This is a genomic window from Aquimarina ulvae (assembly GCF_053613295.3).
This window is the reverse complement of sequence record NZ_JBSIBP030000002.1, coordinates 306,327-332,680: the sequence shown is the minus strand read 5'-3', so window position 1 is coordinate 332,680 and position 26,354 is coordinate 306,327. Positions and strand designations below refer to the sequence as shown.

General features: G+C 34.0%; 20 protein-coding genes. 9 read left to right on the top strand and 11 right to left on the bottom strand.

Going from position 1 to position 26,354, the window contains the following annotated elements:
- Positions 1-28 precede the first annotated feature (28 nt).
- The 6 genes from ACWGOQ_RS05020 to ACWGOQ_RS04995 all read right to left on the bottom strand — a co-directional run bounded on the left by ACWGOQ_RS05020 (position 29) and on the right by ACWGOQ_RS04995 (position 12,430).
- Positions 29-1,633 carry a thrombospondin type 3 repeat-containing protein gene (locus ACWGOQ_RS05020; protein WP_452056222.1) on the bottom strand — a complete coding sequence of 535 codons (1,605 nt, stop codon included), beginning with the start codon at positions 1,631-1,633 and terminating at the stop codon, positions 29-31.
- A gap of 188 nt (positions 1,634-1,821) precedes the next feature.
- Positions 1,822-3,741 (bottom strand): beta strand repeat-containing protein, encoded by a 1,920-nt coding sequence (locus ACWGOQ_RS05015; RefSeq protein WP_458202407.1) that lies wholly within the window; start codon positions 3,739-3,741, stop codon positions 1,822-1,824.
- A 23-nt stretch (positions 3,742-3,764) separates the two neighbouring features.
- The gene (locus tag ACWGOQ_RS05010) at positions 3,765-6,614 is read right to left on the bottom strand and encodes a TonB-dependent receptor (RefSeq protein ID WP_452056224.1); all 2,850 of its coding nucleotides are present in this window, start codon (positions 6,612-6,614) and stop codon (positions 3,765-3,767) included.
- Positions 6,615-7,628: 1,014 nt separating this feature from the next.
- On the bottom strand, positions 7,629-8,792 hold the full coding sequence (locus ACWGOQ_RS05005; protein ID WP_452056225.1) for a beta-helix domain-containing protein: 1,164 nt from the start codon (positions 8,790-8,792) through the stop codon (positions 7,629-7,631).
- A gap of 44 nt (positions 8,793-8,836) precedes the next feature.
- Positions 8,837-11,692: a TonB-dependent receptor gene (locus ACWGOQ_RS05000; protein ID WP_452056226.1), complete on the bottom strand. Its 2,856-nt coding sequence runs from the start codon at positions 11,690-11,692 to the stop codon at positions 8,837-8,839.
- Positions 11,693-12,067: 375 nt separating this feature from the next.
- A complete protein-coding gene (locus tag ACWGOQ_RS04995; protein WP_452056227.1) occupies positions 12,068-12,430 on the bottom strand; it encodes a toxin-antitoxin system YwqK family antitoxin in 363 nt (120 codons plus the stop codon).
- 526 nt (positions 12,431-12,956) lie between these two features.
- Here ACWGOQ_RS04995 and ACWGOQ_RS04990 point away from each other — a divergent pair.
- The 3 genes from ACWGOQ_RS04990 to ACWGOQ_RS04980 all read left to right on the top strand — a co-directional run bounded on the left by ACWGOQ_RS04990 (position 12,957) and on the right by ACWGOQ_RS04980 (position 17,247).
- Positions 12,957-15,344 carry an inorganic phosphate transporter gene (locus tag ACWGOQ_RS04990; RefSeq protein WP_452056228.1) on the top strand — a complete coding sequence of 796 codons (2,388 nt, stop codon included), beginning with the start codon at positions 12,957-12,959 and terminating at the stop codon, positions 15,342-15,344.
- Positions 15,345-15,484: 140 nt separating this feature from the next.
- Positions 15,485-16,168, top strand: coding sequence for a response regulator transcription factor (locus tag ACWGOQ_RS04985; protein WP_452056229.1), 684 nt, complete (start codon positions 15,485-15,487; stop codon positions 16,166-16,168).
- On the top strand, positions 16,168-17,247 hold the full coding sequence (locus tag ACWGOQ_RS04980; RefSeq protein ID WP_452056230.1) for a sensor histidine kinase: 1,080 nt from the start codon (positions 16,168-16,170) through the stop codon (positions 17,245-17,247). The genes ACWGOQ_RS04985 and ACWGOQ_RS04980 overlap by 1 nt, the downstream gene beginning before the upstream one ends.
- Here ACWGOQ_RS04980 and ACWGOQ_RS04975 read toward each other — a convergent pair.
- The gene (locus ACWGOQ_RS04975) at positions 17,185-18,240 is read right to left on the bottom strand and encodes a glycosyltransferase (protein ID WP_452056231.1); all 1,056 of its coding nucleotides are present in this window, start codon (positions 18,238-18,240) and stop codon (positions 17,185-17,187) included. The two genes, ACWGOQ_RS04980 and ACWGOQ_RS04975, sit on opposite strands and share 63 nt — an antisense overlap.
- A 336-nt stretch (positions 18,241-18,576) precedes the next feature.
- Here ACWGOQ_RS04975 and trmB point away from each other — a divergent pair, with 336 nt between their 5' ends.
- The 6 genes from trmB to ACWGOQ_RS04945 all read left to right on the top strand — a co-directional run bounded on the left by trmB (position 18,577) and on the right by ACWGOQ_RS04945 (position 22,453).
- Entirely contained in the window at positions 18,577-19,251 is a 675-nt protein-coding gene (gene trmB / locus ACWGOQ_RS04970) for a tRNA (guanosine(46)-N7)-methyltransferase TrmB (RefSeq protein ID WP_452056232.1), read from the top strand.
- A 13-nt stretch (positions 19,252-19,264) separates the two neighbouring features.
- Complete coding sequence (locus tag ACWGOQ_RS04965) at positions 19,265-19,900, top strand: LysE family translocator (RefSeq protein ID WP_452056233.1); 636 nt, start codon at positions 19,265-19,267, stop codon at positions 19,898-19,900.
- Complete coding sequence (locus ACWGOQ_RS04960; protein ID WP_452056234.1) at positions 19,890-20,246, top strand: MGMT family protein; 357 nt, start codon at positions 19,890-19,892, stop codon at positions 20,244-20,246. Before ACWGOQ_RS04965 ends, ACWGOQ_RS04960 begins: the two co-directional genes overlap by 11 nt.
- Positions 20,247-20,417: 171 nt before the next feature.
- On the top strand, positions 20,418-21,560 hold the full coding sequence (locus ACWGOQ_RS04955; protein WP_452056235.1) for an Mrp/NBP35 family ATP-binding protein: 1,143 nt from the start codon (positions 20,418-20,420) through the stop codon (positions 21,558-21,560).
- Between the two features lie 3 nt (positions 21,561-21,563).
- Positions 21,564-21,803, top strand: a complete 240-nt coding sequence (locus ACWGOQ_RS04950) for a NifU family protein (RefSeq protein WP_452056236.1) — start codon at positions 21,564-21,566, stop codon at positions 21,801-21,803.
- Positions 21,804-21,895: 92 nt separating this feature from the next.
- Positions 21,896-22,453 carry a hypothetical protein gene (locus ACWGOQ_RS04945; protein ID WP_452056237.1) on the top strand — a complete coding sequence of 186 codons (558 nt, stop codon included), beginning with the start codon at positions 21,896-21,898 and terminating at the stop codon, positions 22,451-22,453.
- On the opposite strand, the gene ACWGOQ_RS04940 is transcribed toward ACWGOQ_RS04945, so the two are convergent.
- From ACWGOQ_RS04940 to ACWGOQ_RS04925, 4 genes are all read right to left on the bottom strand, one after another.
- Positions 22,454-23,578 (bottom strand): acyltransferase family protein, encoded by a 1,125-nt coding sequence (locus ACWGOQ_RS04940; protein ID WP_452056238.1) that lies wholly within the window; start codon positions 23,576-23,578, stop codon positions 22,454-22,456.
- A 110-nt stretch (positions 23,579-23,688) separates the two neighbouring features.
- Complete coding sequence (locus ACWGOQ_RS04935) at positions 23,689-24,867, bottom strand: helix-turn-helix domain-containing protein (protein WP_452056239.1); 1,179 nt, start codon at positions 24,865-24,867, stop codon at positions 23,689-23,691.
- A gap of 12 nt (positions 24,868-24,879) precedes the next feature.
- Entirely contained in the window at positions 24,880-25,776 is an 897-nt protein-coding gene (locus tag ACWGOQ_RS04930) for a metallophosphoesterase family protein (protein ID WP_452056240.1), read from the bottom strand.
- 66 nt (positions 25,777-25,842) lie between these two features.
- A complete protein-coding gene (locus ACWGOQ_RS04925; RefSeq protein ID WP_452056241.1) occupies positions 25,843-26,277 on the bottom strand; it encodes a hypothetical protein in 435 nt (144 codons plus the stop codon).
- Between the last annotated feature and the right edge of the window lie 77 nt (positions 26,278-26,354).

The window sequence follows — 26,354 nt, the reverse complement described above, 5'->3', positions numbered from 1 at the left end:
TGTCTTTTACATTTTTGCTATTCTAATACTAATTACTGACTTTATATGTTTCTGATCCAGTTTTAATGATATATAAACCTTTGGGTAAACTGTGTATAAAGGCAGTTTCTTCTTGCTTAGAAGCGACCGATTTTTGTTCTACGAATAATCCGAAAATATTATATACAGAAATTTCAGAAGAGGTGCCTGTTGGGAAAATAATAGAAGAAGTATTTTGAGTAGTGTAGGTTATTGGGAGTACTAAAAGATTATCTGCCTCACCAGGTGTACCTTCGTTATTAGAGTTATCTGTGTCAATATCAACTAAGATAAAATAATTTCCGTTTGCTAGATCTCCATTATTATTAATATCCCATCCATCAATGGTTGTTTGAATACCATAAGAACTATTTACATTACGACTTGGAATAGTAATCGTTTTAATGAGCTTATCACTGCTACCAATACTATTATTTATGGAAAAATAGAATTTTACCTTGGCACTATTAGAAGTAGTATTTCCAATATTTCTGATCGCTAACCTGTCAAATGAAATACTCCCTACTCCACCATTGGTAATTAAATGTTTTTTTCCACTATTAAAAAACGTATCTAGAGGAGGAGGGCAACTTAAACATTGAGAAAATACAGCGGAAGCATTTAAATCTACAGTTAAGTTTGGTATTTGTGGACAGCCATTATTTGATGCAGGACCTTGCTCATTTGGACAATTATCAGTATAATCAGGAACTCCATCATTATCGCTGTCGCATTGTGCATTAAATGGTGATCCAATAGGATTTCCGGGCATCAGATAATCTCCATCAGAGCTACTTTGAGAAGCGATAAGCACCTTATAATACTTTAGACCTCTTCCAAAGTTCATTTTATAGACTTTCCCAAGAATAAGAGGATTAGCGATAGTAATGTTTAGTTTCCAACTTATACTTTCTGCAGTATTTCCAGCACAAATATTTTGTTTTGCCTCGGTTGCTGTATCTCCAACACTTATCACTTTATGATATTTTTTAGATCCTAAAATAGGACAACCTCTATTGGAAAGGGAACCTGATTCATTGATGCATAGGTCACTAAAATTTTGAACTCCATCTCCATCAGTGTCTCGATTATCTAAATTGTCACAAGCATCACCTATTCCATCTCCATCGATATCCGCAGTTTGATCAGGGTTTGATACATTTGGACAATTATCAACTTGATCAGGGATACCATCATTATCGCTGTCACAGATTGGCTCTATCGGTGCTCCGGCAGTAGCTTCATCAATTTCATAATCAGCATCTCCTGTATAGGTTGCTGCAATCAATACTTTATAATAATGTAATCCTCTTCCGAAATTCATTTGATAAATCTTTGTTTTATCAAGAGGCTGGTCTATTAGTATATTAAGCTTCCAGCTTGTGTTTTCGGTAGTTTGTCCGTTACAAAAATTCGAAGACGCTTCATCTAAATTACTTCCTACTTTAATAACTTTATGGTATTTCCTAGATAATTGATAACTTGTATTATCTTCTTTAACCTTTTCAGTTATACTGATAGGTTCCAAGTAAGTGGATTTAGATAGGTTTTTCCCAGAAAAAGAGAGGAAGGTTAGAGCTGTAAATAGTAATAAATAGTAAATCTTGTTTTTCATAATAAAAGTTTTAAAATTAGATATGTGTTTTTACAATCGTTAATCCGTTTTATGAAAAGAATGTGACCGCTAAAAAGGGAATTTTTTGAAAAATTATGATTTAGTTTCGTTGTAGAATAAAAAAACCGCTTCAATTTTTGAAGCGGTTTTTGTTGTATTGATGAGATTTTTATCTCAAATCTATTTTTTTACAAAGAAGTTGCCCAAGCAAAATCAGCTGCTACAGTTGTAGAAGTACTATATGTTGTAGCTTCTGCAGCATCAGTACCATCAGCTTGTAAGTTAGAAGCTGGTGCGCTGTCTCTAAAATCAAATTGAGTATCAAATCCAGTTAATGAAAGACCAGTAATAGTTGCTCCAGAATTGTTTTTGATTTGGATTCCTGTTCCTCCCATTGTAGAAACTGCAGTAAAGTTAACAAGTGTTGGGTTGTTATTTACACCATCAGCTTCGATTGCAGTAGAGAAATCTGCTATTGTGATGTTAACGAATGTGTTTGTAAGTGTACCGTTCCATCCTTCAGTCCAGTCTACAGCATCATCTTCAAGGTTTTCTGCATAGAAATTAGTCATATTTACAGTTCCTCCGAAGAATTCAACTCCGTCATCAGAACCACCGATAACAGCAACATTAGTAATTGTAGTTCCATTACCTACTGCATAAAGAGTTAAACCATTGAACTGAGAATCAGCATTGATCTGAGCTCCAGTGTCTTTAAGTACAAGATAGTTGATTGTACCAGAGTTATCAGCATCATTGTTTCCTCCATAAACAAGACCACCTACTTCAGCAATAGCGTTTACTCCTTCAGTAGTAGTAGCGTCACCACATATAAGTAATCCACCCCAAGCTTCACCATCGTTAGATTCCATTACTACTGGATCAGCCATAGTTCCTTGGATATCGATAGAAGCATCTTTTAATACAGCTAAGTAGTTTGCAGTTCCAGACTCGGAAGTAATTGTAGTTCCTGCTGGAATTGTTAAAGTAGCACCATTACTCACTAAAACTGGTCCGCTTATTTCATATGCAACTGAAGCATCAAGTGTAAGATCACTAGAAATAGTAGCTGGAAGTACGTTACCAGAACCAGTTCCTGCATCTATAACCCAAGCAAATAAACTAGCGTTGGTAGAAGAAGTACTAAATACTGCGTCGTCAGCGGTATCTGCATCTGAACCATCAACTTGTAAGTTAGAAGCAGGAGCGCTATCTCTAAAGTCGAAAGACGTATCAAAACCAGTTAGGGTTAATCCATTGATAGTTGCACCAGAATCATTTTTGATTTGGATTGCTGTACCTCCAGTAGAAGAAATCGCTGTAAAGTTTACAAGTGTTGGGTTGTTATTTACACCATCTGCTTCGATCGCAGTAGAGAAATCTGTAATTGTGTTTAAAACATATCCGTTAGTAAGTGTTCCACTCCAACCCTCAGTCCAGTCTACAGAATCATCTTCGTTGTTTTGTAAGTACATGTTCGTTACAGATACTGTTCCTCCAAAAAATTCAACACCATCATCAGTACCATTAATGATCGCTACATTATCGATAGTAGTTCCAGAACCAACGGCATATAATGTAAGACCATTAAACTGAGAATCCGCATTGATCTGAGCACCAGCATCTCTTATGATTAAGTAATCGATGTTACCTGAGCGATCAGTATTGTTAGTACCACCATAAATAAGGCCACCAACTTCTGCAGTAGCGTCTGTTCCTTCGGTAGTTGTAGCATCTCCACAAATAACTAAACCACCCCAAGCTCCTGCTTGGCCATTAGAACGCATAATTACTGGATTAGCTGCTGTTCCCTGAATGTTGATGTCAGCGCCTTTTAATACGGCAAGGTAATTTTCGACACCGACTTGGGATACGATTTCAGTACCTGCAGGTATTGTAAGTGTAACTCCTGATGCAACAGTTACAGTTCCTGTAATTGTGTATTGAATATTAGCATCCAAAGTACGGTCATCATTAATAACCCCATTTAGAATAGAATCATCTGTTGGTGGAGTAATTATCACCCCATCATCGTCATCACCACAAGACACAAAAAGTAATCCTGTGATTATTGCAAAGCTTAATAATTTACTAAAAGTTTTCATCATTGTTTATATTTAATTAATAGTTTTTAAAATTTATAACTAAGACTCAGGGAAGTTTCTATTCCTGTAGAATAGGATAAAATGGTACTTTCAAATTGATCACCACTAACAACTTCTTGAATGAATTGCGTTCTTTTTATCGTTGGGTTTAATAAGTTTTTGGCAGTTAGGCCTAAACTCCAGTGTTCATTAATTTCTTTATTAGCTATAAAGTCTAATGTCACAAAACCTTGTTCTATAATTTCCCCATTAAAAAACACATCTGGTTGCTGCTGATTTCTAGGAGCTCCCAAGGCGAAGATCTTATCTGATGTATAATTCCCGGTAAGGGTAAGTTCGTATGGAAATTCTTCTCCAGAATTAAAGGTTAATGATACGTTAGAGATCCAATCGGATGCTCCTTCTAATCCTATCTCAGTTCTATCACCATATTTGAAAGTTTGCTCTAATGTTCCATCTTCTCTTATTACATCCTTTAGATCTTGTATGTGATCTAGATAAGAAATATTACCACTAAGTCTTAAATTAGGATTTGATGCTCGTTTCTTGATGATATATACTCTTCCCTCAAGTTCGAATCCTAAAATACGAGCACGATCTCCAGTGTTGAAGTAAGAGAAAATATCTTCTCCTCCTCTTTGTAAACCACGGTTTATAGGATCTTCAATTCTTTTATAGAATGTACTAAAGGATAATAATTCGTCACTTTCTGGAAAAAATTCTACTTTGAAATCTACATTGTAGTTTGTAGATCTTTCTACGTTAGGGTTTCCTTGAAATACCTGTCCAACCTGAGACACATACTGGAAAGGTGCAATTTCTTTAAACTCTGGTAACGTCTGACCTAAACTTCCTGAAAGACGTAATGCTAATTTTTCGTTTACTGAATATTTTAAGTTCAAGTATGGATAGAAATTATCATATTCTTTATTAGAAGATCCAATTCTTGCTTGTCCTGTAAGAGGATTTACAAAGTTTCCTACATCAAAGTTTACATCAATTTCATCCTTTTGATAACGAACACCAACTTGCGCTGTAAACTTGTTAAATGTTCCTGTAAAGTTTGCGTTTCCAGAGTACGAAAGAAGTTCTGCGTCATAGCTGTCTATTGGCTGTGTATTAAGTTGTAACGCTCCAGTGTCAAAATTTTGTTGAGTGAAGATGTCACCTATAGCATCTATCGATGTAGGATTAATTTCTACATTACCTTCTTCAACTCCGAAAAATTGAGATAAGAAGTCTCTGGTTTTATTTCTAAAATCTCCACCAATATTTAATACAAAAATATCTTCTTCATCTTCATTTTGCTTAAGAACCCATTCATCAGAGATTCGAGCATTAATTTCTTGATCGGTAATTTCCTGAACAGATTTTCTTTGCTGAAACCCTCCGGTAAATCCAAGCTCTATTACTCCATCTTCATTCTCAGGAGTGTTGGGATTGTCGTTAAGAATATTTACCTCATTACGAATTCTATTCGGTTCATTAGCTGCTAAATAATTAAATCCCGCTGCCCATTCTAAAGTATTCTTTTCAGAAAGTGCATGTTCTCCAATAAGTTGTGTTGCTGATAGAAAAGTACTCTTTATATTTTGGTCTCTAAGAAATTGAGATCCTTCTTCAATATTATCTAGTTCTTCGAAAAACTCTGTAGTACGTTCACGCCCAGCTTCTAACGTCTCTTCAAAAACTTTGTTAATAGCGAACGTGTTTAACGATAATTTATGGTCATCACTAATTTTATACTGACTGTGTAACATTGCTGTGGAGTTAACAGTACGTAACCAGCGTCTTAAATCATCTTCTGGTACGATATCTCTTAGGTTCCCCTGATCATATTCTCTGAATAACCCTTCTCTATATTCATAATCGACAGATTGACCACCACTAAAATAAAGTTTAAAATTTCTTGCCTCACCTACTATTCCTCCTACATTAAAACCAAATCCATAATTGATAGGAGTTGAAATTTCTGTTGTATTCCAAGATTGTTGGGTTAATGCATTTACAAGGTTGCTTGCTTCAAACTCGCGACTATATATCCCTAAAGAAATATCATTATTGTTAGCAGTAGCTTTAAAGGAGTTAAAAATATCGCCATCTGCAACATTAGAATTTACTCCAACATTAACACTTGCGCCAATATCTTTTGTTTTTGTAACCTGTTTAGAAACAATATCTATATTTCCAGAAGCAAGATCTGCTGAATTGGAAGGAGCAAACGTTTTGCTTATAGAAACGTTTCCTATAAATCTTGTTGGAAACAGTTCTAAGTCTATATTTTTTTTGTCAATATTGTCTGATGGTATGGGTAATCCATTAAGCGTAGTACTTAGATAGCGATCCCCTAAACCACGTACATAAATATCTCCGGATCCTTCTGCTTTGGATACACCCGATATTTTTGTAGTCGCAGCAGAAGCATTCGAAACTCCAAGTCTTGTAAGTTGTTCTGCTCCGATACTTTCTTTTATCTGAACAGCATTCTTTTGTTCTAATAACAGCGCTTCTTCCCTTTCTCTATTAGTCTGTACTTTAATAACAACTTCTTCAAGTGCGGCGGCGGTGGCGCCTAAAGCAGTATCAATTACGGTTACTTTATTAGGTTCTACAACCACGTCTGGTATACGCAGGGTTTCATATCCTGTAAAACTAAATTCTAAGGTATAGGTGCCCGGTGGGATATTGGTAACTTCATACTTTCCATCAAAATCAGATGACGTTCCCATAGTAGTGCCAGCAATTACAATATTAGCAAAAGGTAGCGGTTGATTGTTTACTTCTTTGTCTAGAAGTGTTCCGGCGATGGAACCGGTTTCTTGTGCAAAATTTAATCCAAGATAAAACAGTGCGATAACTGTGAAAAATTTTCTCATTTCGTGTCCTTAAAAAATCTGATACAAATAAATACGGTTTTCCAGTAAGAAATCTTATGCTACTATTATCCTTAGTTTAAGGGATTGTAATTTCAGAATAAAGAGGTTTTTAGCAAATTTTTAAAGTTTTCTGTTTTTTTTGACTTGTGATTTAGAGGAAATGAATGATTTTAAAACACTGTTTATCAATTATTTGTATTGTTTTATTTATTTTAAGGGTGGTCGATTTTTGATTTTTAAAGTGAAGCCTATTTCGGGATATGAATTAAGAGAGAATATTACAAAAACATTACGATAAAGTTAATAATTGTATAATACGGTTAGTTGCCTTAACAATGAGATAAACTCAGTTCGTCAATGCGTGAGCTATTTTTCTGTCTTTATGGTATTTTCTCAGTTTTTTAAGGATGTAGATCTCATTTAACGCTTTAAAAAATTTATCTCTATGTTTTTACAATAAAGAGAAGGCTGAAGAGAAACATTATTGTTGTTGGATAATAATGATCTTCCAGCCTTCTACGAACACGTATCTTTATATCAATCGAATATCTTCTGATTCTTAAAAGAAACTGAACTGATAATTTTGTATTTATGTAACTATTTTTTTTGGGATAAAATCTGAAACCAAATTACAGGAGTTTAGCTGTGATTTGTTTTAACTTATTATTATTCTTGAATTAAAGAACTGTAACTTTTACTGAAAAGTAAAAGATAGGTTTGATTTAGGTTTTTAGCACTGTTATTTGATTTTTTTTAAGTAGTATCGGGGATTAATCGTTTGTTATTCAGTACATTTTGTTGGCTTTACTAGTTTTGAGAGCGTTTATTATGATATTTTAATAATAGACTTTTTTACATTTAATCATTAAAAAAGTATTATCTCAATGTTAAATGGCATTAAACTTTCAGAAGTGCTTTACAGTTATTTAAAATAAGACTTCGTAAAAAAAGCATCTTGAAAATCTTCAAGATGCTTTTTTAATAGCTTATAATTAACTGAACTCTTATTTCGAATTAGTTACGAGTCCATCCAGAATTCCATGAGTTGTAATCTGCACCGGTTCCATTACCAACACCAGTGATTACATCTGCTTCTCCAAAAGTAGCTCCAGTATCATTTTTAAGTGTAAGAGTAATATCATCAAAAGTGATATCTGTAACAGAAGTTTCATCACTTAATACACCGTTTCCAGTTTCAGTATCATCAAGGTCAAAACCTTCTGCAAAACCTTCTAACATCACATTGGTAAATACAGCTCTTGTTCCGGCACGTAATCTGATAGCTTCATTCTCATTAGAAGAACCAAGTCCATTAATGGTCAGGTTTGTAACTGTAGGAGCAGACCAAAATACTGGATTAGAATTATTTCCGATATCTGTATTAAAACCATCACCTTCTATTCCTTTGTCATGAGATTGTCTATGTTCGATATACACATTTGTTAAAGTTCCTGTAAATCCTTCAGTCCAGTCTACAGAATCATCTTGTGCACCTACAACAGATATAAATGAAGCGTTAACCGTTCCTCCAAAAAATTCTACTCCATCATCCGCTCCTTCAAAAGCTTGTATGTACTCTATTGTAGTTCCGTTTCCTACTGCATAGAATGAAAATCCATTATTTTCTGAAGCTGCATCCGCTGCACCACCAGAATATTCGATACGAACGTATCTAAGGATCCCTGAGTTATCGTTTACTGCACTACCACCATATGGTAATCCTCCAATTTCGGAAGTAGAAGTTGCATCTCCCCCGACAACAGAGTTTATTGGTGCTTTACCTAATAATATTAGACCTCCCCAGTCTCCAGGATTAGGAGTTGAGGTAGCAGAGGTAAATACAATTGGGTTAGAAGAAGTTCCTTCTGCGTTAATTATTCCTCCTTGTAATACAGCGATGTATACATCAGATCCGGTTGCTGCACGTACAACTACACCAGGCTCTACAGTTAACGTAAAACCTTCAGGAACGATAAGTGCACTCGTAAGCGAGTATTCAGTATTTGACTCAAGAGTAAGGTCCTCTGTAAGAGTGCCTCCTATAACTTCGCTAGTAGGATCAACTGGAGAACCGTCACCATTAATATTAATAGTTATGTCTGATGTATCGTCACTTGCACATGCTGTGAAAAGCATTGCAATGACAGCGGTTTTTAAAAGAAATATAGTTGCTTTCATGGGTTTTGTTTTAATTAATTTTATTCGTGTTCGTTTTAATTGGGTTAAAATGTATATTTAAATTGTAATCCGATATTCACTCCTCTTTTATAACTAGACAATGCAAATTCATCTATTGGATTTATTTCATTAGTTGCATTTCTACTAAATGGAATGCCTAAAGTGGTAAGTACATCTTCTGATATTGTAGCATTTTCTCGAACTCGTTCGATTGTTGGGTTCAATAAGTTTTTTACACTAAGGTTAATTTCAAAGTTGTCACGTACTTTATTTTTCCAAACGAAATCTAATGTCGGTACTCCTTTTTCAACTATATTTCCTAATTGCCCTGCTCCTAATGCATCGATACGATCAGAAAAATAGGAGAATACGAGGTTTGCTACAGGCTTATAATCTCCAAAAGTTGGCGTATAACTTACATCAGCATTGATCAAAAATGGGGATGCACCTTGTAGTTGATCAGAATCTCTATTAAAATTAGTGTTGAAGGTTCCTGAAACAGTTTTTAAATCTTGTTTTGTAGCCGTGTATGTAACGTTTAGACCTGCAGAAAGAAGGCTTTCCTCTTCAGTGTTTACTAACAATGCTTTACGCGCTTCTAGTTCAATACCAAAAACTTCTGCTTTATCTCCTGTTCTAAAGAAACGTTGTGTTCCAGTAGCATCATTCGCAGATACTAAGTTTACAGGATCGTTAATTTGTTTTGCAAAAGCTGCAATAGAAAATATCTGACCTCTATTAAAGAACCATTCGTATTTTAAATCTAGATTGATAATAGAAGAGAATGCAGGATCATTTAATAGGTCTGGATTACCACCTATACGATCAGTTACATTTTCATATACAAATGGAGCAACCTCTTTAAATTCTGGATTTGAAACGGTTCTACTCACAGAAAAACGTAAATTTTGATCCTCGTTTAATGCATATTTTACATTTAAACTAGGTAATAAAAAGGTTTCTGTCGCCTCGTTACGCCCAGGATTATTAAATGCAAGGTTGATTACATCGTATTCAATGCTTTGTTTGAATGATTCTACACGCAATCCAGGAACAAATGTCCATTTCTCTCCGTATTTGTAGACTGCATTAGCGTATAAGGCGTGTATGTCTAAATTTCCAGTATAGGTGTTTTCTGGAAGTCCCGGAAGGTTTGTGTTTCCTAATCCGGATGAAGCATCTAAAGCATTTATCACTACTGTATTGTAGGTAACACCCAGATTATCAATATTAAAAATTGAATTGAAATCATTAACATCAGTAACTTCTGTTCTTGGTTCAAGAATACTTAATCCAAAACGTTGATTGTCAAAATCACGTTGTTTTATGCGTCCATTGTACCCAAAATTAAATGACAGATTTTCTGATTGCTCGTATGCTACGTTTATACGACCGTTCCATTCTTGGTCTTCAATATTTTGGAAATAACGTTGGTTATCGAAATCTACATTACGGAAAAGAACAGGGTTTGTAGTTGGATCATTATCTAATGCCAGGTCAAACTGTTCTATAGCGATTCGTTTTCTGTCTGGTTGACGAGCAAGAACACTGTTAAAACCAATTCCGTAATCTACTTTTATTTTTTCATGAATGTTGCTAACTCCAGATAGTTGGTTAACATAAATCATGTCTTGTTCGAATTGTACATTCTGTGTAAAAAACCCAAAATCATCAATGTCTGCAATAGTATTTCGGTTAAACCCATTACCATCGATTCCAAAACGACCTACTTCATCTGTTGCGTCATTAATAAATAAGGAAGTAAACTTTATTCTATGATCTGGATTAACTCTATATACAATATTCGCCATTGCAGTAGTAGTTCGGCTATATTCGAAAATTTCAGTATCTCTAAATATTTGATTTTCTGCAGCAGTTACATTTGCTGCTTCCCCTCTTTTGTATTCATAGTTACTACCAAAAGAGGCGGTTCCGAATATACTTAGTTTTGATTGCTCACCAATTTCCCAGGATTTTCCTGCAGTTATGGATCCAGAAAGTCCAACCGGTCCTTCTGATGAAACGGGGTCAATACCGTGAGATAATACAACAGCAAATGGATCGTTTCTATATCTATTATAAAACCCAAAGAATCCTGTTCCTTCGCTCTTTACGAAATTTTCTCCGATTGCAGCAGTGTTTATTGTATTACCTAAATCTACATCAATATATGATTTTCCGACATGTTCTTTTGCTATAATATCTACATTACCTGCGGCAAAATCACCATAAAAATTGGCAGCATATGTTTTGCTTACGCCGATGTTCTGAATAACATCAGATGAGAAAAGACCAAGATCGATATTTTTCTTATCTACATTATTTGCTGGTAATGATAAACCATTAAATGTAGTGTTCAGGTATCTATCTCCAAGACCTCTGACATAAACGTTACCTCCACCTTCTTGTTTTGAGATTCCAGAAATTTTAGTAACCGCTCCCGCAGCATTACTGACACCTTTGTTCGAAAGTTCCTGAGCTCCAATACTCTGTTTCTGAACTACAGCACCTTTTTGATCTAAAAGAAGTGCTTGCACACTTTCTTTTTTTCTACTAGTTGTTTTAATAACAACTTCATCTAATGCTGCTGCACTCGCACCAATTGATGCGTCTAGAGTAGTAGTTTCATTGGCTTTTATGATAACTTCTTTTTCAAGTGTTTCGTATCCAACAAAACTAAATTCTACAACGTATGGTCCGGGTTCTAAATTTTCAATAGTATATAAACCATCAAAATCTGTAGTAGTACCTTTGCTAGTTCCTTTGATTAAAACATTAGCAAAGGGTAGGGGTTGACTGTTTGCTTCTTTATCAAGCAAAGTACCAGCTATAGAGCCAGTTTCCTGTGCACTAACTATTCCAACAACGAATAGTGCACAGAGAATTACAATTTTTCTCATAACGTGTTCTAAATTCGGTGCAAATAACGTTAGCTATTGTTACCTGTGCGTTACTGAAAAATTAAATAAGAGTAATTATAACGTTACGTAATTGTTATCTGTTTTTTTATAAATAGATAATTTCTTTTTAAAAGGAGAAGGCATTGTAGTGTAAAATGCTATGCAGCGAGAGTTTTAAAAGCTTTTTTGATGATTACCTAATTGTTAAGGATATAGTTAATTGAAGAATTATATAGATATACATTTAATTAGGAGACACAGATACGAGCTTGCTTTGTCTCATAAAGGATGGCGTTTTTGTAGTGTTTCGAATTTTGTATAATAAAAAAAGCGTTCTGAAATTTCAAAACGCCTTTATATTATTTTTTTGTAAATTTAGTTATTATCATAATTCACAACTACGTCACTTTTATTAGACCAAGTTGTAACTGATGCAATTGTATTATCAGTGTAATTTACTTCAGATAATTTTTCATTTTCCCAAAAAAACCACTTCCCAGTTTTTACACCGTTCTGGTATTGTCCCATTGCGATTTTTTTACCAGTAACATCATATGACTTCCATTCTCCATGAAGCTTTCCTTCTTTATTGTAAAATCCTTGTTGTCGAATTTCACCATTTTCATAGAAATAGGTTCCTTTAATTATATCTCCTTGTTTTTCAAAAGTAGGTTTAACATCTTGAGCCGTCATTACTCCTGAAAAAAGAATTGCTAATACTAACAGTAAATTTTTCATAATATATCTTTTTTATTGGGGTGTTCTTAATGATTACATTACAAATATAACTTTAATTTTACTTTAAAGCAACATTTACATAACATTAAATTAACACAAGAGCCATAAAATACTGATAAACAAATACTTAAAATATCATTAAAACTAAATTATGTTATTGTTAAGCATCTTTAATCCGAAATTATAGCTGGTGATATTAAGACTTTTAACAGAATTAGTATAGTACTACCTCGCAAATTTAAATATCCTTTACGCTTTTGAAGCACGATGTTTAGGTAGTAACTTTCAGAAAACACGATGGTTTTGGACGCAAAACAACATTATGAGTTTTTTATCTCTCGTAGTTTTTAAAAATTGTAAAAATATAGTTGGTCTTACATAAATTTTTGTAGTTGAAAAAAAATTAAGATTTTCGAGGATGTCGTGAGCCCAAATCATTTGAAAATAGATAAAAAAGATAACATTTCAATAACATACGCCTAGAATTTTAATAACATTTTTGTGTTTGATAAGATTGTGAGAAAACATGAATGACATTTATATTTTGATGATTGGTGCATTGGCACTTTTAGCCATTGCGGATCTGGTAGTCGGGGTTAGTAATGATGCTGTAAATTTTTTGAATTCTGCAATAGGGTCTAAGGCTATTTCTTTTAGAACCATAATGATCGTGGCAAGTATTGGAATTGCGGCAGGCGCAATTTTTTCCAGTGGATTAATGGAGGTAGCCCGAAAAGGTATTTTTGTTCCTGGAGAATTTTATTTTAATGAGATCATGATCATTTTCATGGCAGTAATGATTACGGATATCCTTCTGTTGGACTTTTTCAATACGTTGGGTATGCCAACATCAACCACGGTTTCTATAGTGTTTGAACTACTTGGAGCTGCAGTTTGTGTAGCGTTGATCAAAATAGTTGCAGACTCATCCCTTTCTGTAGCAGATTTAGGAAACTTTATTAATACTAAGAAGGCAGGTGAAATTATTGTGGGGATATTACTTTCTGTGGTAGTAGCATTTTCTATTGGAGCCATTGTTCAATATATATCACGTTTATTACTATCGTTTAATTTTGAAAAAAAAGCGAAATGGGTAGGAGCTTTATTTGGGGGAGTTGCACTAACGGCAATACTTTATTTCATCTTTATTAAAGGTATCAAAGGAACAAATTATGCTGAGCTGGTAGTAGATACATTATCTAATGATACGCAGTTGGGATTTTTAGAATGGGCAAACTTGCAATTTGAAAGTTCTTATGGAACGATAAAAGATTTGATTGATGCAAAAAAGAGCCAATATAATATTGATATTGAGGCTGGTACTATTTCAAGGACATTAAGAGGTTTTCTAGAAACAAATGTTTTACCCATTGTACTAGTCGGTTTCTCATTTTTATCTCTCTTATCTTATACAATAATGAAGCTGTTTAAATTAAATATTTATAAACTGATCATTATTGTAGGAACTTTTGCTCTGGCACTGGCTTTTGCAGGAAATGATTTAGTAAATTTTATTGGTGTTCCGATTGCAGCGTATAAGTCGTATCTTGATTGGAGTGCCTCTGGAGTAGCTGCTAATGAGTTTTTGATGTCTTCTCTTAGTGAAAAAGCAGAAACTCCCACACTGATTCTTTTATTTGCTGGGCTTATTATGGTCTTGACACTTTGGTTTTCATCCAAAGCCAGAAACGTAGTTAAAACATCTATAGACCTATCACGTCAGGGAGACGGAGATGAGAAATTTCGACCTAATTTTTTGTCAAGAGGAGTTGTGAGAGGGACGTTACTTCTCTCTGAAGCGATGTCTTCAATTACTCCTACCTCTTTTAAGAAGTTTTCCGAAAAACAGTTTGAAGAAGTTCCTGTGCCGGCTACCACAAGAAAAGAGGATCGTCCGGCATTTGATATGGTTAGGGCTGCCGTTAATTTGATGGTAGCTGGCGTATTGATTTCCATAGCAACATCAATGAAACTGCCACTGTCTACTACCTATGTAACGTTTATGGTGGCTATGGGTACCTCATTAGCAGATAGGGCATGGGGAACAGAAAGTGCTGTGTATCGTGTGGCGGGGGTGTTAAATGTCATTGGAGGATGGTTTTTTACCGCGATCAGCGCATTTTTAGCAGCGGCATTAGTAGCATTTCTTATTAATTTCAATCAACCTGTTATGACAGGTATATTGTTACTTTTAGCAGTAATCCTATTGGTGAGAAATACCATTAAATATCGCAACAAGACCCGAGCAGAAAAGGTAGAAGATAGTCTTAAGAAATCCGAAAGCAGCTCTATACAAGGGGTGATTGAAGAAAGTGCAGACAACATTAAGTCGTTCGTAAACAGAGGGAATAAAATTTATGGCAATACTATTGATAGTTTAGCAAAATATGACCTAACATCCCTTAAAAAGAGCAGAAAAGGGATTGCTAAGTTAGAAAAAGAAGTAGAAGAGTTGAGAGATAGTATTTTCTATTTTATTAAAAACCTTGATGAATCAAGTGTAGGGGCAAGTAGTTTTTATATTTCTATTTTAGGATATTTGGAAGATATAACCCAGTCACTGGAATATATTTCTAAAACAAGCCATAAGCATGTAAACAATAACCATAAAAGACTGCGGTTTAATCAAATAAAAGACCTTAAAGAAATTGAAGATCAATTGAATGAATTCTTTAGTAATATCAAGGATGTTTTTGACAAAAGAGAATTTGTCAGTCTTAATGCTATTATAGAAGAAAAACAAGAATTGTTTATCTTAGTAAATGATAAAATTAAAAAACAAATAGAGCGAACAAGGACAGAAGAAAGTAGCCCAAAAAACACAACACTTTATTTTGGGTTATTAACAGAAACCAAAGATCTTATAACAGCTACTATGAACTTATTAACTACTTATAGGGATCATAAGGATTAGCTATAATATCAGTTTTATAACGTTAACTTAATGTTACGTATATGAAATCTTTATGTTAGTTTATTGTTTCCAAGTTGAATGTTTATAGATACTTCATTTTAACCTAGTATATTTACGGATAGTGATGTAATTAAAAAAAAATGAACAAAAAGGATATTACAATTTTACTAGTGGACGATGAACCGGATATTTTGGAAATTGTTGGCTATAACCTAACTGCAGAAGGGTATAATGTTTTAACAGCGGAGAACGGTAATGAAGCCGTTAAAATCGCAAAGAAGAAAAAACCAAATCTTATTATTTTGGACGTAATGATGCCAGAGATGGACGGTATTGAGGCATGTGAGCAAATCCGAAAAATACCGGATTTACAAAATACAATTATTACTTTTCTTACCGCCAGAGGAGAAGATTATTCTCAAGTAGCAGGATTTGATGCCGGAGCAGATGATTATATTACAAAACCAATTAGACCTAAGGTGCTGGTTAGTAAAGTAAAAGCGTTACTTCGTAGATTAAAAGAGGACGATGCTTCTAGTAACATAGTTAAGATAGGAGACCTTATTATTAATCGGGATGAATATAAAATTATAAAAGATAAAAAAGAGATTATATTACCAAGGAAAGAATTTGAATTATTATCTTTATTAGCGTCAAAACCGGGCAAAGTTTTTAAAAGAGAAGATATTTTGGATAAAGTCTGGGGTAATGAGGTAATCGTTGGTGGCCGAACTATTGATGTACATATCCGTAAACTAAGAGAAAAATTAGGAGACAGTAGTTTTAAAACCATAAAAGGGGTTGGCTATAAGTTTGTTGTATAATGGCAGAAAATTTTAAAAGATCGTACAGGTTTGCATATCTGTCGTCTTTATATATAACGTTAGTACTAACGCTCCTGGTGAGCGTTTTTTTGTATGCCCAAAATCAATTTAATGTTTTACTTTTAGCAAGTTTCATTATTACCTGTTACGCGGCTTGTTTTCTTATCATTCAATATAGGGTACAGCGATTTATCTATCGAAGAGTTAGAAAGATTTATGATGATATCGAAATGTTAGATGTTGATACTATAGGAGAAAGTCCCGTTACAACCGATATGAAAACTTTAATAAAGGAGGTAGAAAAATTTGCCCAGAAACGAAAAAAAGAAATAGAAACATTAAAAATTAGAGAGGATTATCGTAAAGAATTTATGGGTAATGTTTCTCACGAATTAAAAACCCCATTATTTACAGTACAAGGATATTTACTAACCTTAATTGATGGAGCTATGGATGATCCTAAAATTTTGGAGAAGTACCTAAATCGCGCCAATAAAGGAGTAGAACGACTGATATATATTGTTAAGGATCTCGATATGATTACCAAATTAGAAGTTGGAGATCTTAATCTTAATTATACAAATTTTGATATTGTAGAAGTTGTGCAAAGTGTTTTTGATCTATTCGAGATGAAAGCATCAAAAAAGAATATAGCCCTGATTTTTGATATGAATTATCAAGAGCCTATTATGGTACATGCAGATAAAGAGAGAATTCAGCAAGTATTGTCTAACCTGATATTTAACTCTATCAAATATGGCAAAGAGGATGGAACGACAGAAGTAAGTATAGAAAATTTAATTAAAAATAAAGTCATAGTCAGAGTGACAGATAATGGCGAAGGAATTGCACAGGCACATATCCCTAGATTATTTGAGCGTTTTTATAGAGTTGATAAAAGTGGATCCCGTAAAGAAGGAGGCTCAGGTCTTGGATTGGCTATTGTTAAGCATATAATAGAAGCGCATCACGAACGCATATATGTAGAAAGCGATTATCGAATAGGGAGCGAATTTTCATTTACTATGGAAAAAGTGAAAAAGTTCCCCGTAGTCGATGTCAGTACTAAAACTACTTAACCCCTTATAAGCATTTAGACCATATAGTTTTTTTAGCGTAAACTCATGCTGTTTGCAACTCGGAACTAACTTATTGAATGTGAGTCGCTCTGCGAGATATTCCTGTTCGAATTGCCCGGGAGTTGGAATAAAAAAAGCCTTTTTCTTTAATTTTGCCAAGTCCATTACAGTAGTGTATCCTGATCTCGAAATGATAATTGTGCTACTATTGATTATATTTTGTAATGCAATACCGGTCAAATAGTTATGTACGGTTATGTTGTTTTTCACGAAGGTTTTTTGTTTTTCCTCGATCACACCTCTTACAAAAGCTATTTTTTTATCACTACGTTCGAATTCCTGTAAGAGTTTTTTTTCTAATAGTGAGCGTTGGGGTTCTGGACCAGATAATAATACTAGGATGTCAAATTTTTTTGGTAAGTTTTGATAATTAAACCTGCTTATAGGACCAAGATATGTCACAGGAATATTACCCCGTTTAGGGTGCCCAAGTTCACCGCTTAAATTAGGGTCATCGGCCATATCAGGGACCCAGCATACATCAAATTTTTTAATATATTTGTTATGAACCTTAGTGCTGATGGATGTTGTTTTTCCGCTCAGAACGGTAAGCTGATGGGTTATAAATACAGAAGGAATAGCCTTGTGTCGCACACCCATTCGATTATCTGATATGATTCCATAAAAATCACCTGATTCTGCGATGCGTTTTACAGCTTTTTTTTCAGCAGTTATTGCGTGTGCTATCCTAGGGCTATTCAATAACATTTTTAATTTAAAATTACTTCCTTTTTTCGCATATTCAATATGGTAGGCAGGCAGTATTTCTGTTTTCAGATCAGGAAACTCTTTCTTCAATAGAGCCAATGCAGCTCCATCTGATGCGATAACTGGTTCAAACCCCTCAAGAATTAAGGCGTTTATGATAGGTATACATCGAGTCGCGTGACCCAATCCCCAATTAAGTGGTGCTACTAGTACTTTTTTACTCAAAATCAGTTGTTTTGGTATGTCAATTGTTTAATTAACATATTGTCTTATTTTAAAATTAATAGTATTCTTCTAAGTATATATTTCCTTAATTTTACCAAAAAATCATGTTTAGGTTAGTGAAGCTTCATATTCAAAAATGAATTGTTTAGAATGTATCAACCGAATCTTCCTGATCGCAGATAAGTTAATCTCGTTAAAAAATAGAATCGATAAAGTTTTTATATTTTTGAAAGCGTGATTGTTTTGAATTTTTTTTAGTTACACCAAGAATTCTAGAGCAAGGATGTAACATATAACGAGTAAGAGAGTCAAATACATATAGAGTTAGATAAAGACGTGGGAAGCAAGAATAAATTAAAACGTTTTAACGAGAACAAAACCTTTCAGAATGTAATTGAGCCTACACGGGATGAAGTGTTGAACAATTCATTAGGTTTTAAAGGGAAATGGAGAGAAAAATTTTTTCAAAATCAAAATCCCGTAGTATTAGAGTTGGGGTGCGGTAAAGGAGAATATACCGTAGGTTTGGCAGAAAAATATCCCGATAAAAATTTTATTGGAATAGATATTAAAGGAGCTCGTTTCTGGCGTGGAGCCAAAACTGCCATCGAGAAAGAAATGAATAATGTAGCTTTTATTCGAACTCAGATAGAGTTAGTAGATCAGGTGTTCGATGTCAACGAAATTGATGAAATTTGGATTACATTTCCGGATCCACAGATTAAATACAAAAGAACTAAGCATAGAATGACCAATCATGAATTCTTGCAACGCTATAAAAAAATTCTAAAACCAGACGGTATTATGCATCTTAAAACAGATAGTGAGTTTATGCACGGATATACGTTAGGGCTGTTGCACGGAGAAGGTCATCAAGTAGTATATGCAAACCATAATGTGTATCATCAGGAAGGCTCACCAGAAGAGGTGACATCGATTCAAACTTTCTATGAAAAGCAATATCTGGAAGAGAATAAACCGATAACATATATTCAGTTTAAAATTACCTAATTGCGTCATCGATTTGGAAACGACTAAACTTCTTCTTGTTACCTTTTTTGCAGCCCTAGTTGGAGTAATCCCTCCGGGCTTGATCAATATGACAGTGGCAAAAACATGTCTTGAAAGGGGTAAGAGAAATGGAATTTTAGTAGCTACAGGAGCATCCATTGTTGTTTGTATCCAAGCGCTATTTGCTATTTTACTAGCTAAGTACATCTTTTTTAATCCATACGTAAAGAATATGTTGCTCAGAACCGGAGCAGTGATATTTTTTTTAATGGCTATTTATTTTTTTGTAAAAGCAAAACAAAGAAAAACCAAAATAAAAGTGTACAAACATGCTAAATCACGTAGTTTGTTTAAGGGAGTTATGATGTCTACTATTAATGTATTACCGATACCTTACTTCTGCACGATAGCAGCTGCTATGAGTGTGAGTGGTAAAATTGAGTATGATGCATTGAGGATTGTTTTGTTTGGTATTGCTGCTGGCACCGGAACTTTTGTAACCTTATATTTTTACGTACTGTCTTTTCTTAAAATTGAAAAGAAGACCGCATCTATTACAAAATACTCCAATTATTTTATGGGGATATTGATGTTGATTTTGGTAATGTTAACGCTAGCAAGAATAATATACACCTGGGATGAAGGATGATAGTAAAGATAACGGATCAAAATCTGATAAAAGTTTCTATAATCGAGTGTACGAAGTGGCAAGATGTATTCCGTACGGTAGAATTACTTCGTATGGAGCCATTGCAAAATACCTTGGAGCCGCACGGAGCGCCCGAATGGTTGGTTGGGCTATGAACGCTTCTGGTAAACAAGAAGAAGTTCCTGCACATCGTGTTGTAAATAGAAAAGGAATTCTTACCGGAAAGCATCATTTTCAAGGGACGAATTTAATGCAACAACTACTAGAAAATGAAGGCGTTGAAGTTATCCAGAATCAAATACAGGATTTTGAAAAGTTATTTTGGGACCCGATGAAAGAGTTGTAGTTTTCTAATATTTCCTAATTTTTTAAAAATTTACAAATAACAGCGCATTAGACATACCGATACCAGTATAAATCATTTCAATTCATAGGTTTTATAATCTTAACTATTCAACCTATCTTTGCATTTAGAATCATTCTAGATTGATTAGTTTTAGAAAAGTAAATAATACACATGAAGTTAGAAAAGTCAGAGATATTAAAAGCATTAGAGACGATCACAGTTGCTGGAGAAGGCAAAAATATGGTAGAGAGTGGTGCAGTAAAAAATGTAATCACATTTGGGGATGAAGTAATTGTTGATTTGGAGTTATCTACACCTGCATTGCATATCAAAAAGAGAGCAGAGGTTGATGTAATGAAGGCTATTCATGAGAAAGTATATAAAAAAGCTAAAATAAAAGTAAATATAAAAGTAGAAGCACCAGATGCAAAACAACCAGAAAAAAATGTAATTAAAGGAAAACCCATTCCTGGAATTAAAAATATTATTGCTGTCGCTTCTGGTAAAGGAGGTGTAGGAAAATCTACGATAACTTCTAACTTAGCAGTAACTTTGGCCAAAATGGGCTTTAGTGTAGGGTTGCTAGATGCAGATATTTATGGTCCTTCTGCGCCAATTATGTTTGATGTAGAGCGAGAACGACCTTTATCTGTTAAGGTTGGCGACAAATCCAAAATGAAACCTATAGAAAATTATGGGGTAAAGATATTATCAATAGGATTTTTTACACAACCTAATCAGGCAGTAGTTTGGAGAGGTCCGATGGCTGCAAAAGCACTAAATCAGATGATTTTTGATGCTGCCTGGGGAGAATTAGATTTCCTGTTGTTAGATTTACCGCCAGGCACCGGAGATATTCACCTATCAATCATGCAGTCATTACCAATCACAGGAGCAGTTGTAGTTAGTACACCTCAAAACGTAGCGTTGGCAGATGCACGAAAAGGAGTTGCAATGTTTCAGCAAGAAAGTATCAGTGTTCCAGTTTTGGGAATCGTAGAAAATATGGCATATTTTACTCCAGAAGAGCTTCCTAACAATAAATATTATATCTTTGGAAAAGAGGGTGCTAAACATCTTGCTGAAGATATCGATGTTCCGTTTTTAGGAGAAATACCCTTAGTGCAGAGTATTCGCGAAGCTGGTGATGTAGGTCGCCCTGCGGCCTTACAAACAGCAACTCCGATAGAAAAAGCTTTTGAAGAGTTAACCAGAAATGTGGTGCAGGAAGTAGTTGATAGAAATAAAAATTTACCTCCTACTGAAGCGATTAAAATAACAACAATGGCAGGATGTTCTGCTGTAAAAAAATAGAAAATGACTTCGGAAGAATTAAGAATTAATGTAGAAAAAGCACTGGATGAAATTCGCCCTTTTTTGGAAAGTGACGGAGGCAATATTTCACTGGTAGGTATTGAGAATGATAAAAGAGTCAAAGTACAACTAGAAGGTGCTTGTGTAGGTTGTAGCGTGAATCAGATGACGCTTAAGTCAGGAGTAGAGATGACTATTAAAAAATACGCACCGCAAATTGAAGAAGTAGTAAATATTGAATAATATCATTTACTGATTGTATTTTAAAGCATATGCTCAAGAAGATTTTTTTCTTGAGCATATGCTTTTTAGATCCAATTTTAGAATAGATTACTATGAAAAAATTTATGTATACACTGACTTTTGGCTTTGTAGCAATTGTTTTATCTGTAGGCTGTACTTCAAAAACTAAAGAAAGTGTAGATGTTACCAATACCTTATTAGGAAATGATAACTATTTAGAAGTTCAAAAAACAAATAAAAACACTACCTATACAGGTCTTTTAACAAACGCCAATTATGGAACAAGTCATCGCTATAGTTATAAACTTACGGTCAACAATGGAGATATAAATTGGAGTGGAGGTTCAGGAGAACCTAAACATATTCTTTTTTGTAAGGATTCGGTTTATATTCACTATCTCAAAGAAAAATACATTCCTTTAAAAGCCAAAGATTCCGTTGGAACTATAGTTGAAAAAGCGGGCCATAATGAAGTTCAGGATGTATTTGCAGTCCATCTGGATAAACGTTATTTTTTTAAATTCTTTGGAGATGAATATTGGATAAAGGTCTCATCAGAAAGATATAATCTTCAAAAAAAATCAGGTACTGAATATAGCGTTCCAAACGACAATGAGTTGTCAACGCCTAATACGGCGATCGATCAATAACTAGATACTTTTTTTTAGACCAAATAGTGGATGCAATATTGGAATTTTTAAAATAATCCAGTCATAGATCATCCAACTAATCCCAAAAGTACCGACTGTTAATAACATAAATTTTGAAAAAAAACTCCAATTTAGATTCATGATGTAATACCCGATTCCTACTGTGATGGTTTGATGCAAAATGTAAAAGGGGTAGACAGCTCTGTTACAATAAGCCACAATTGCAGTCTTTGTGTTTAAAAATTTAGCTCCGTATCCTAAAATAACCAAAATCCATGACCAGAGATTGGTTACCTTGATCAATCCTTCAGAAAAATGTATAAAATAGCTGTCTTTTCCTTGTATCCATATAAAAAGCTGTAAGGAAAAAGCAACTAATCCGATTATTAATGCTTTAGATTTAATGCATTCTAGGCTTTTCCAGAATTCTTTTCCTGAAGAAATGAGAGTAAAACCAATAAGAAAAAATACCAAAGAATTAAAGAAATTAAACCAATCATCTATTAAAGCATGTGTTGTAGGAAAAAAAGGTTCGACCAAAACTTCGAGAACGTATAACGGTATTATAAATATATACAACCCATAGGATTTTTGAACCTGTCGCTGCATCCAACTCGTAAATCCAGGAGCGTTTCTTTTAATTTTTATAAATATTGGAGAAAGAATTATAGAAAAGATTAACAAATAGGGAAGAAACCAGAGGTGATGCCAACTTATGTTTCCCTCGGGATATATACCAATAAAGGCTTCAGTAGTTAAAAAAGAAAAATAAGATCCGCTAAATTGATCGGTTGCTAGTCTTTCAAAATAAATTTGAGGAGGCACGATAACTAACATACCAAATAGTAATGGGATCAGCAGTCTTTTAACTCGCTCGATATTAAATTGCCATAGATTTCTATATGACAATGCATAAAAGGTTCCCATACCCGAGATGACAAATAGAATTGGTAGACGCCATTGGTTTAAAAAGAGCATAGGCCATTGAATCCAATTATAAATGATATTGTTCTTAATATGCCACCCCCAAGGAACAAAAAACATTCCTACGTGATAAAAAATAAGTAATCCAAATACGATAACCCGTAACCAATCTAAGTCGTAACGACGGTTTTTTTGCTTCATAACTTTCGAAAAATTTGTTACTTCAAAAGTGTAATAATTCTCGTTTTTTGAACCAGAAAATGAATCCAAATATGTCCTGAATTGTAATTTTGGACGATTTTAAGTTATTTTCAAGAATCGTTTTGTGATGCTACAAATGCCTTAGGGGACATCGCTACGTGTTTTTTAAAAGCATTGTAAAATGTAGATTTTGATTTGAAACCAACTGAATTACCAATAGCCTCTATAGTAAGATGGCGGTATGTGGGATCGGTCAGTCGTTTTTTAGATGCTTCAATTCGATATTGATTGATAAAGTCATTAAAATTAAGCTTGGATTGTTCATTTATTACTTGTGAAATGTAATTGGGGCTAGATTTTAAATTTTCTGATAGGTCTTTTAGGGATACATTTTTAGAAATAAAGTAGTTTTCTTTTTCAATATAATTCTGAATGTATTGAAAAGTTATTTTTTGATTTTTAGTTTTGGAAGTTTCATACTTATCAGCAATCCAGGAGTTTTCAAAGAATCTGGATTCAGTTAGCAAAACAATACTCGTGACGATTACTATAATGGTATTGCAGATAAATATGTAATGATCTCCACCATCATCTTCGAAGTTTAGATATACAATGAATATAAGCAAAAATACAGCAAGGAGCCCAAGAGAAGTGTTTTTAGAGAAATCGAATTTGTTAACAGTTGTATGCTCAGCACTAGCAACTTTCTTTTTTGCTTTGTTTTTTATGATAAGTCGAATCGATAAGATACTGTAAAAGATAAAACTTGCTAAAACCATCCATCTAAACTCATCTTTAACCCAGTGATAACTATAATCAATATCTTCTGGAACTTGTAACTTTGGTAGGTCATTATAATAAGCCCCTAAATACGCGTTGATTTTAACAGAAACAGGTTGAGCGTAAAATTGTAGTTGTGAGACAAAATATAAGATAGAAGGTGCTAAATGAATCCAGTGTTTTTTAAAGGTGATAGGCTTTCGTGTTAGTAGGGTGAATACAAAAAAGTATACTAATGGTGCAAGTAACAATACTAAAGCTTCTGTACTATCATTGAGATGGGGGATATATTTTATTAAACCCGTATAACACAAAAAAATATCAGTTGCGATAATGGATTGTATCAATATTGCCCATGCATAGATCCTAAACGGGTTACTTTTATTGGATGTTCGGAGCAATATGACTAAACTCACCAAAACCCCTATAGCAATACCCAGACTAATAAAATAGGATACAAAATCATGCCGTATTGGAATTCGATCTATTACTTGATGAATATTGTTCATGTGAGTATATTATTATTCTGTAATAAAATCTGTTAATTTTTGAGGACCTTCAAGAGGTACTCTAATAATTTTCAGAGTTCCGTCTTCTGTAGTGGCGATTTGCCACTTTATCAAAGTGATGCTTCCATTCTCTATTTCAATTCCGGTAATTGATCTGGGATGTACACAGCTCCCGTCATTAAACAATGCTAATTCTCCCGCTTCAGGAAAGCGAGGGCGATGCGTGTGACCTATGATGGTAAATTGATTTTTATGATTAGCAATCCATTTTTTCATACGTCTCTCTACCTTAATCATTTCGGTATAATTTTTTGCAGGGCTTGTTGGATCAGAGATTCCTATAACTTGTAAGGGCCTCCATAAGAAACGAACCAAAAATCTATTAAATCGCCATCCGATATAATTCATAAAATCTACCTGATGTCCGTGCAATAAGAAAATTTCCTGTTGTGTGTTTTTGTGTTTAAGAATAATTGCTTCTTGATATTCAATACCCGGAAATAGCGGGACATCCTTTCCTAATTTAGGATCAAAATAAAAAGACAACTGTTTTTTTACGTATTTTGGATCACGATATACCATATCGTGGTTTCCCCAGATCATCTCTAGTCTATCTTCAGCATGTAATTTCTGAAGTAATCCGTAAACGTTTTTATGTGCTTTGAGAATCGTTTCAAAATGTAGATTCTCCCACAGCTCATCACCATCTCCTAATTCACAATACGTAAAACCTTCATTGTAGTAATATTTTAATGCGTGGAAGTAGATATTTCGATTGTTTGCAAAATCATCTGCAAAACTATTATCGCCTCTATGACAATCGCTAAACAAAATAAACTTAGAACTGTCATCAAAAGAAATGATTTTTGCATTCTTATAAGCGCGATCCAGTCGAAATTGGGATGACATATACAGTACTTTTTGTATAAATATACAATACTATATGTTTTTTTGGGAGATGCTATTTAATAAATATTATGAACGGCCAAATATCTGCTTTTTTTGTAAATGAAAGTTGCTCAAAATCATCAAAAAGGCTACAAGATATAACCACCAGGTTTGATTATAATTAAGATAATACGCGATGAGTAAAATAGATAACCCTGAAGTATATAGCAGGATATTAATCCAGGATTTGTTTTTGTAATGTTTCCACATCAAAACAAGACTACCTAATAGAAAAGTACCCAAAACAACATATTTCCATGTAGTGTTGTATTCCAGTTTTCCAAGTCCTACATAACTAAAAAAAGAAGCATAAGCTGCCCAGCAAAAAGCACATTTTGGAAATAAAAAAAACACAACAGCAGATAGTATGTTCAAAACGCTCATTTTTTTTGTGGTGTTACCAACTTGTTTTTTGGAATCATTGATAACACAAGAACAAGATATTTTTTTATTAGAGTACATGTGCTGTTGTGTTTTATTAGTAGCCCTGATATTAGGTACAAAAAAAGGAGTTATACCAGAGTATAAAGCCTCACCTC

What these genes read in the sequence shown, in the direction of transcription:
- ACWGOQ_RS05020 (WP_452056222.1), bottom strand. Translation starts at nt 1,633, where the DNA reads ATGAAAAACAAGATTTACTATTTATTACTATTTACAGCTCTAACCTTC.
- ACWGOQ_RS05015 (WP_458202407.1), bottom strand. Translation starts at nt 3,741, where the DNA reads ATGATGAAAACTTTTAGTAAATTATTAAGCTTTGCAATAATCACAGGA.
- ACWGOQ_RS05010 (WP_452056224.1), bottom strand. Translation starts at nt 6,614, where the DNA reads ATGAGAAAATTTTTCACAGTTATCGCACTGTTTTATCTTGGATTAAAT.
- ACWGOQ_RS05005 (WP_452056225.1), bottom strand. Translation starts at nt 8,792, where the DNA reads ATGAAAGCAACTATATTTCTTTTAAAAACCGCTGTCATTGCAATGCTT.
- ACWGOQ_RS05000 (WP_452056226.1), bottom strand. Translation starts at nt 11,692, where the DNA reads ATGAGAAAAATTGTAATTCTCTGTGCACTATTCGTTGTTGGAATAGTT.
- ACWGOQ_RS04995 (WP_452056227.1), bottom strand. Translation starts at nt 12,430, where the DNA reads ATGAAAAATTTACTGTTAGTATTAGCAATTCTTTTTTCAGGAGTAATG.
- ACWGOQ_RS04990 (WP_452056228.1), top strand. Translation starts at nt 12,957, where the DNA reads ATGAATGACATTTATATTTTGATGATTGGTGCATTGGCACTTTTAGCC.
- ACWGOQ_RS04985 (WP_452056229.1), top strand. Translation starts at nt 15,485, where the DNA reads ATGAACAAAAAGGATATTACAATTTTACTAGTGGACGATGAACCGGAT.
- ACWGOQ_RS04980 (WP_452056230.1), top strand. Translation starts at nt 16,168, where the DNA reads ATGGCAGAAAATTTTAAAAGATCGTACAGGTTTGCATATCTGTCGTCT.
- ACWGOQ_RS04960 (WP_452056234.1), top strand. Translation starts at nt 19,890, where the DNA reads ATGAAGGATGATAGTAAAGATAACGGATCAAAATCTGATAAAAGTTTC.
- ACWGOQ_RS04955 (WP_452056235.1), top strand. Translation starts at nt 20,418, where the DNA reads ATGAAGTTAGAAAAGTCAGAGATATTAAAAGCATTAGAGACGATCACA.
- ACWGOQ_RS04950 (WP_452056236.1), top strand. Translation starts at nt 21,564, where the DNA reads ATGACTTCGGAAGAATTAAGAATTAATGTAGAAAAAGCACTGGATGAA.
- ACWGOQ_RS04945 (WP_452056237.1), top strand. Translation starts at nt 21,896, where the DNA reads ATGAAAAAATTTATGTATACACTGACTTTTGGCTTTGTAGCAATTGTT.
- ACWGOQ_RS04940 (WP_452056238.1), bottom strand. Translation starts at nt 23,578, where the DNA reads ATGAAGCAAAAAAACCGTCGTTACGACTTAGATTGGTTACGGGTTATC.
- ACWGOQ_RS04935 (WP_452056239.1), bottom strand. Translation starts at nt 24,867, where the DNA reads ATGAACAATATTCATCAAGTAATAGATCGAATTCCAATACGGCATGAT.
- ACWGOQ_RS04930 (WP_452056240.1), bottom strand. Translation starts at nt 25,776, where the DNA reads ATGTCATCCCAATTTCGACTGGATCGCGCTTATAAGAATGCAAAAATC.
- ACWGOQ_RS04925 (WP_452056241.1), bottom strand. Translation starts at nt 26,277, where the DNA reads ATGTACTCTAATAAAAAAATATCTTGTTCTTGTGTTATCAATGATTCC.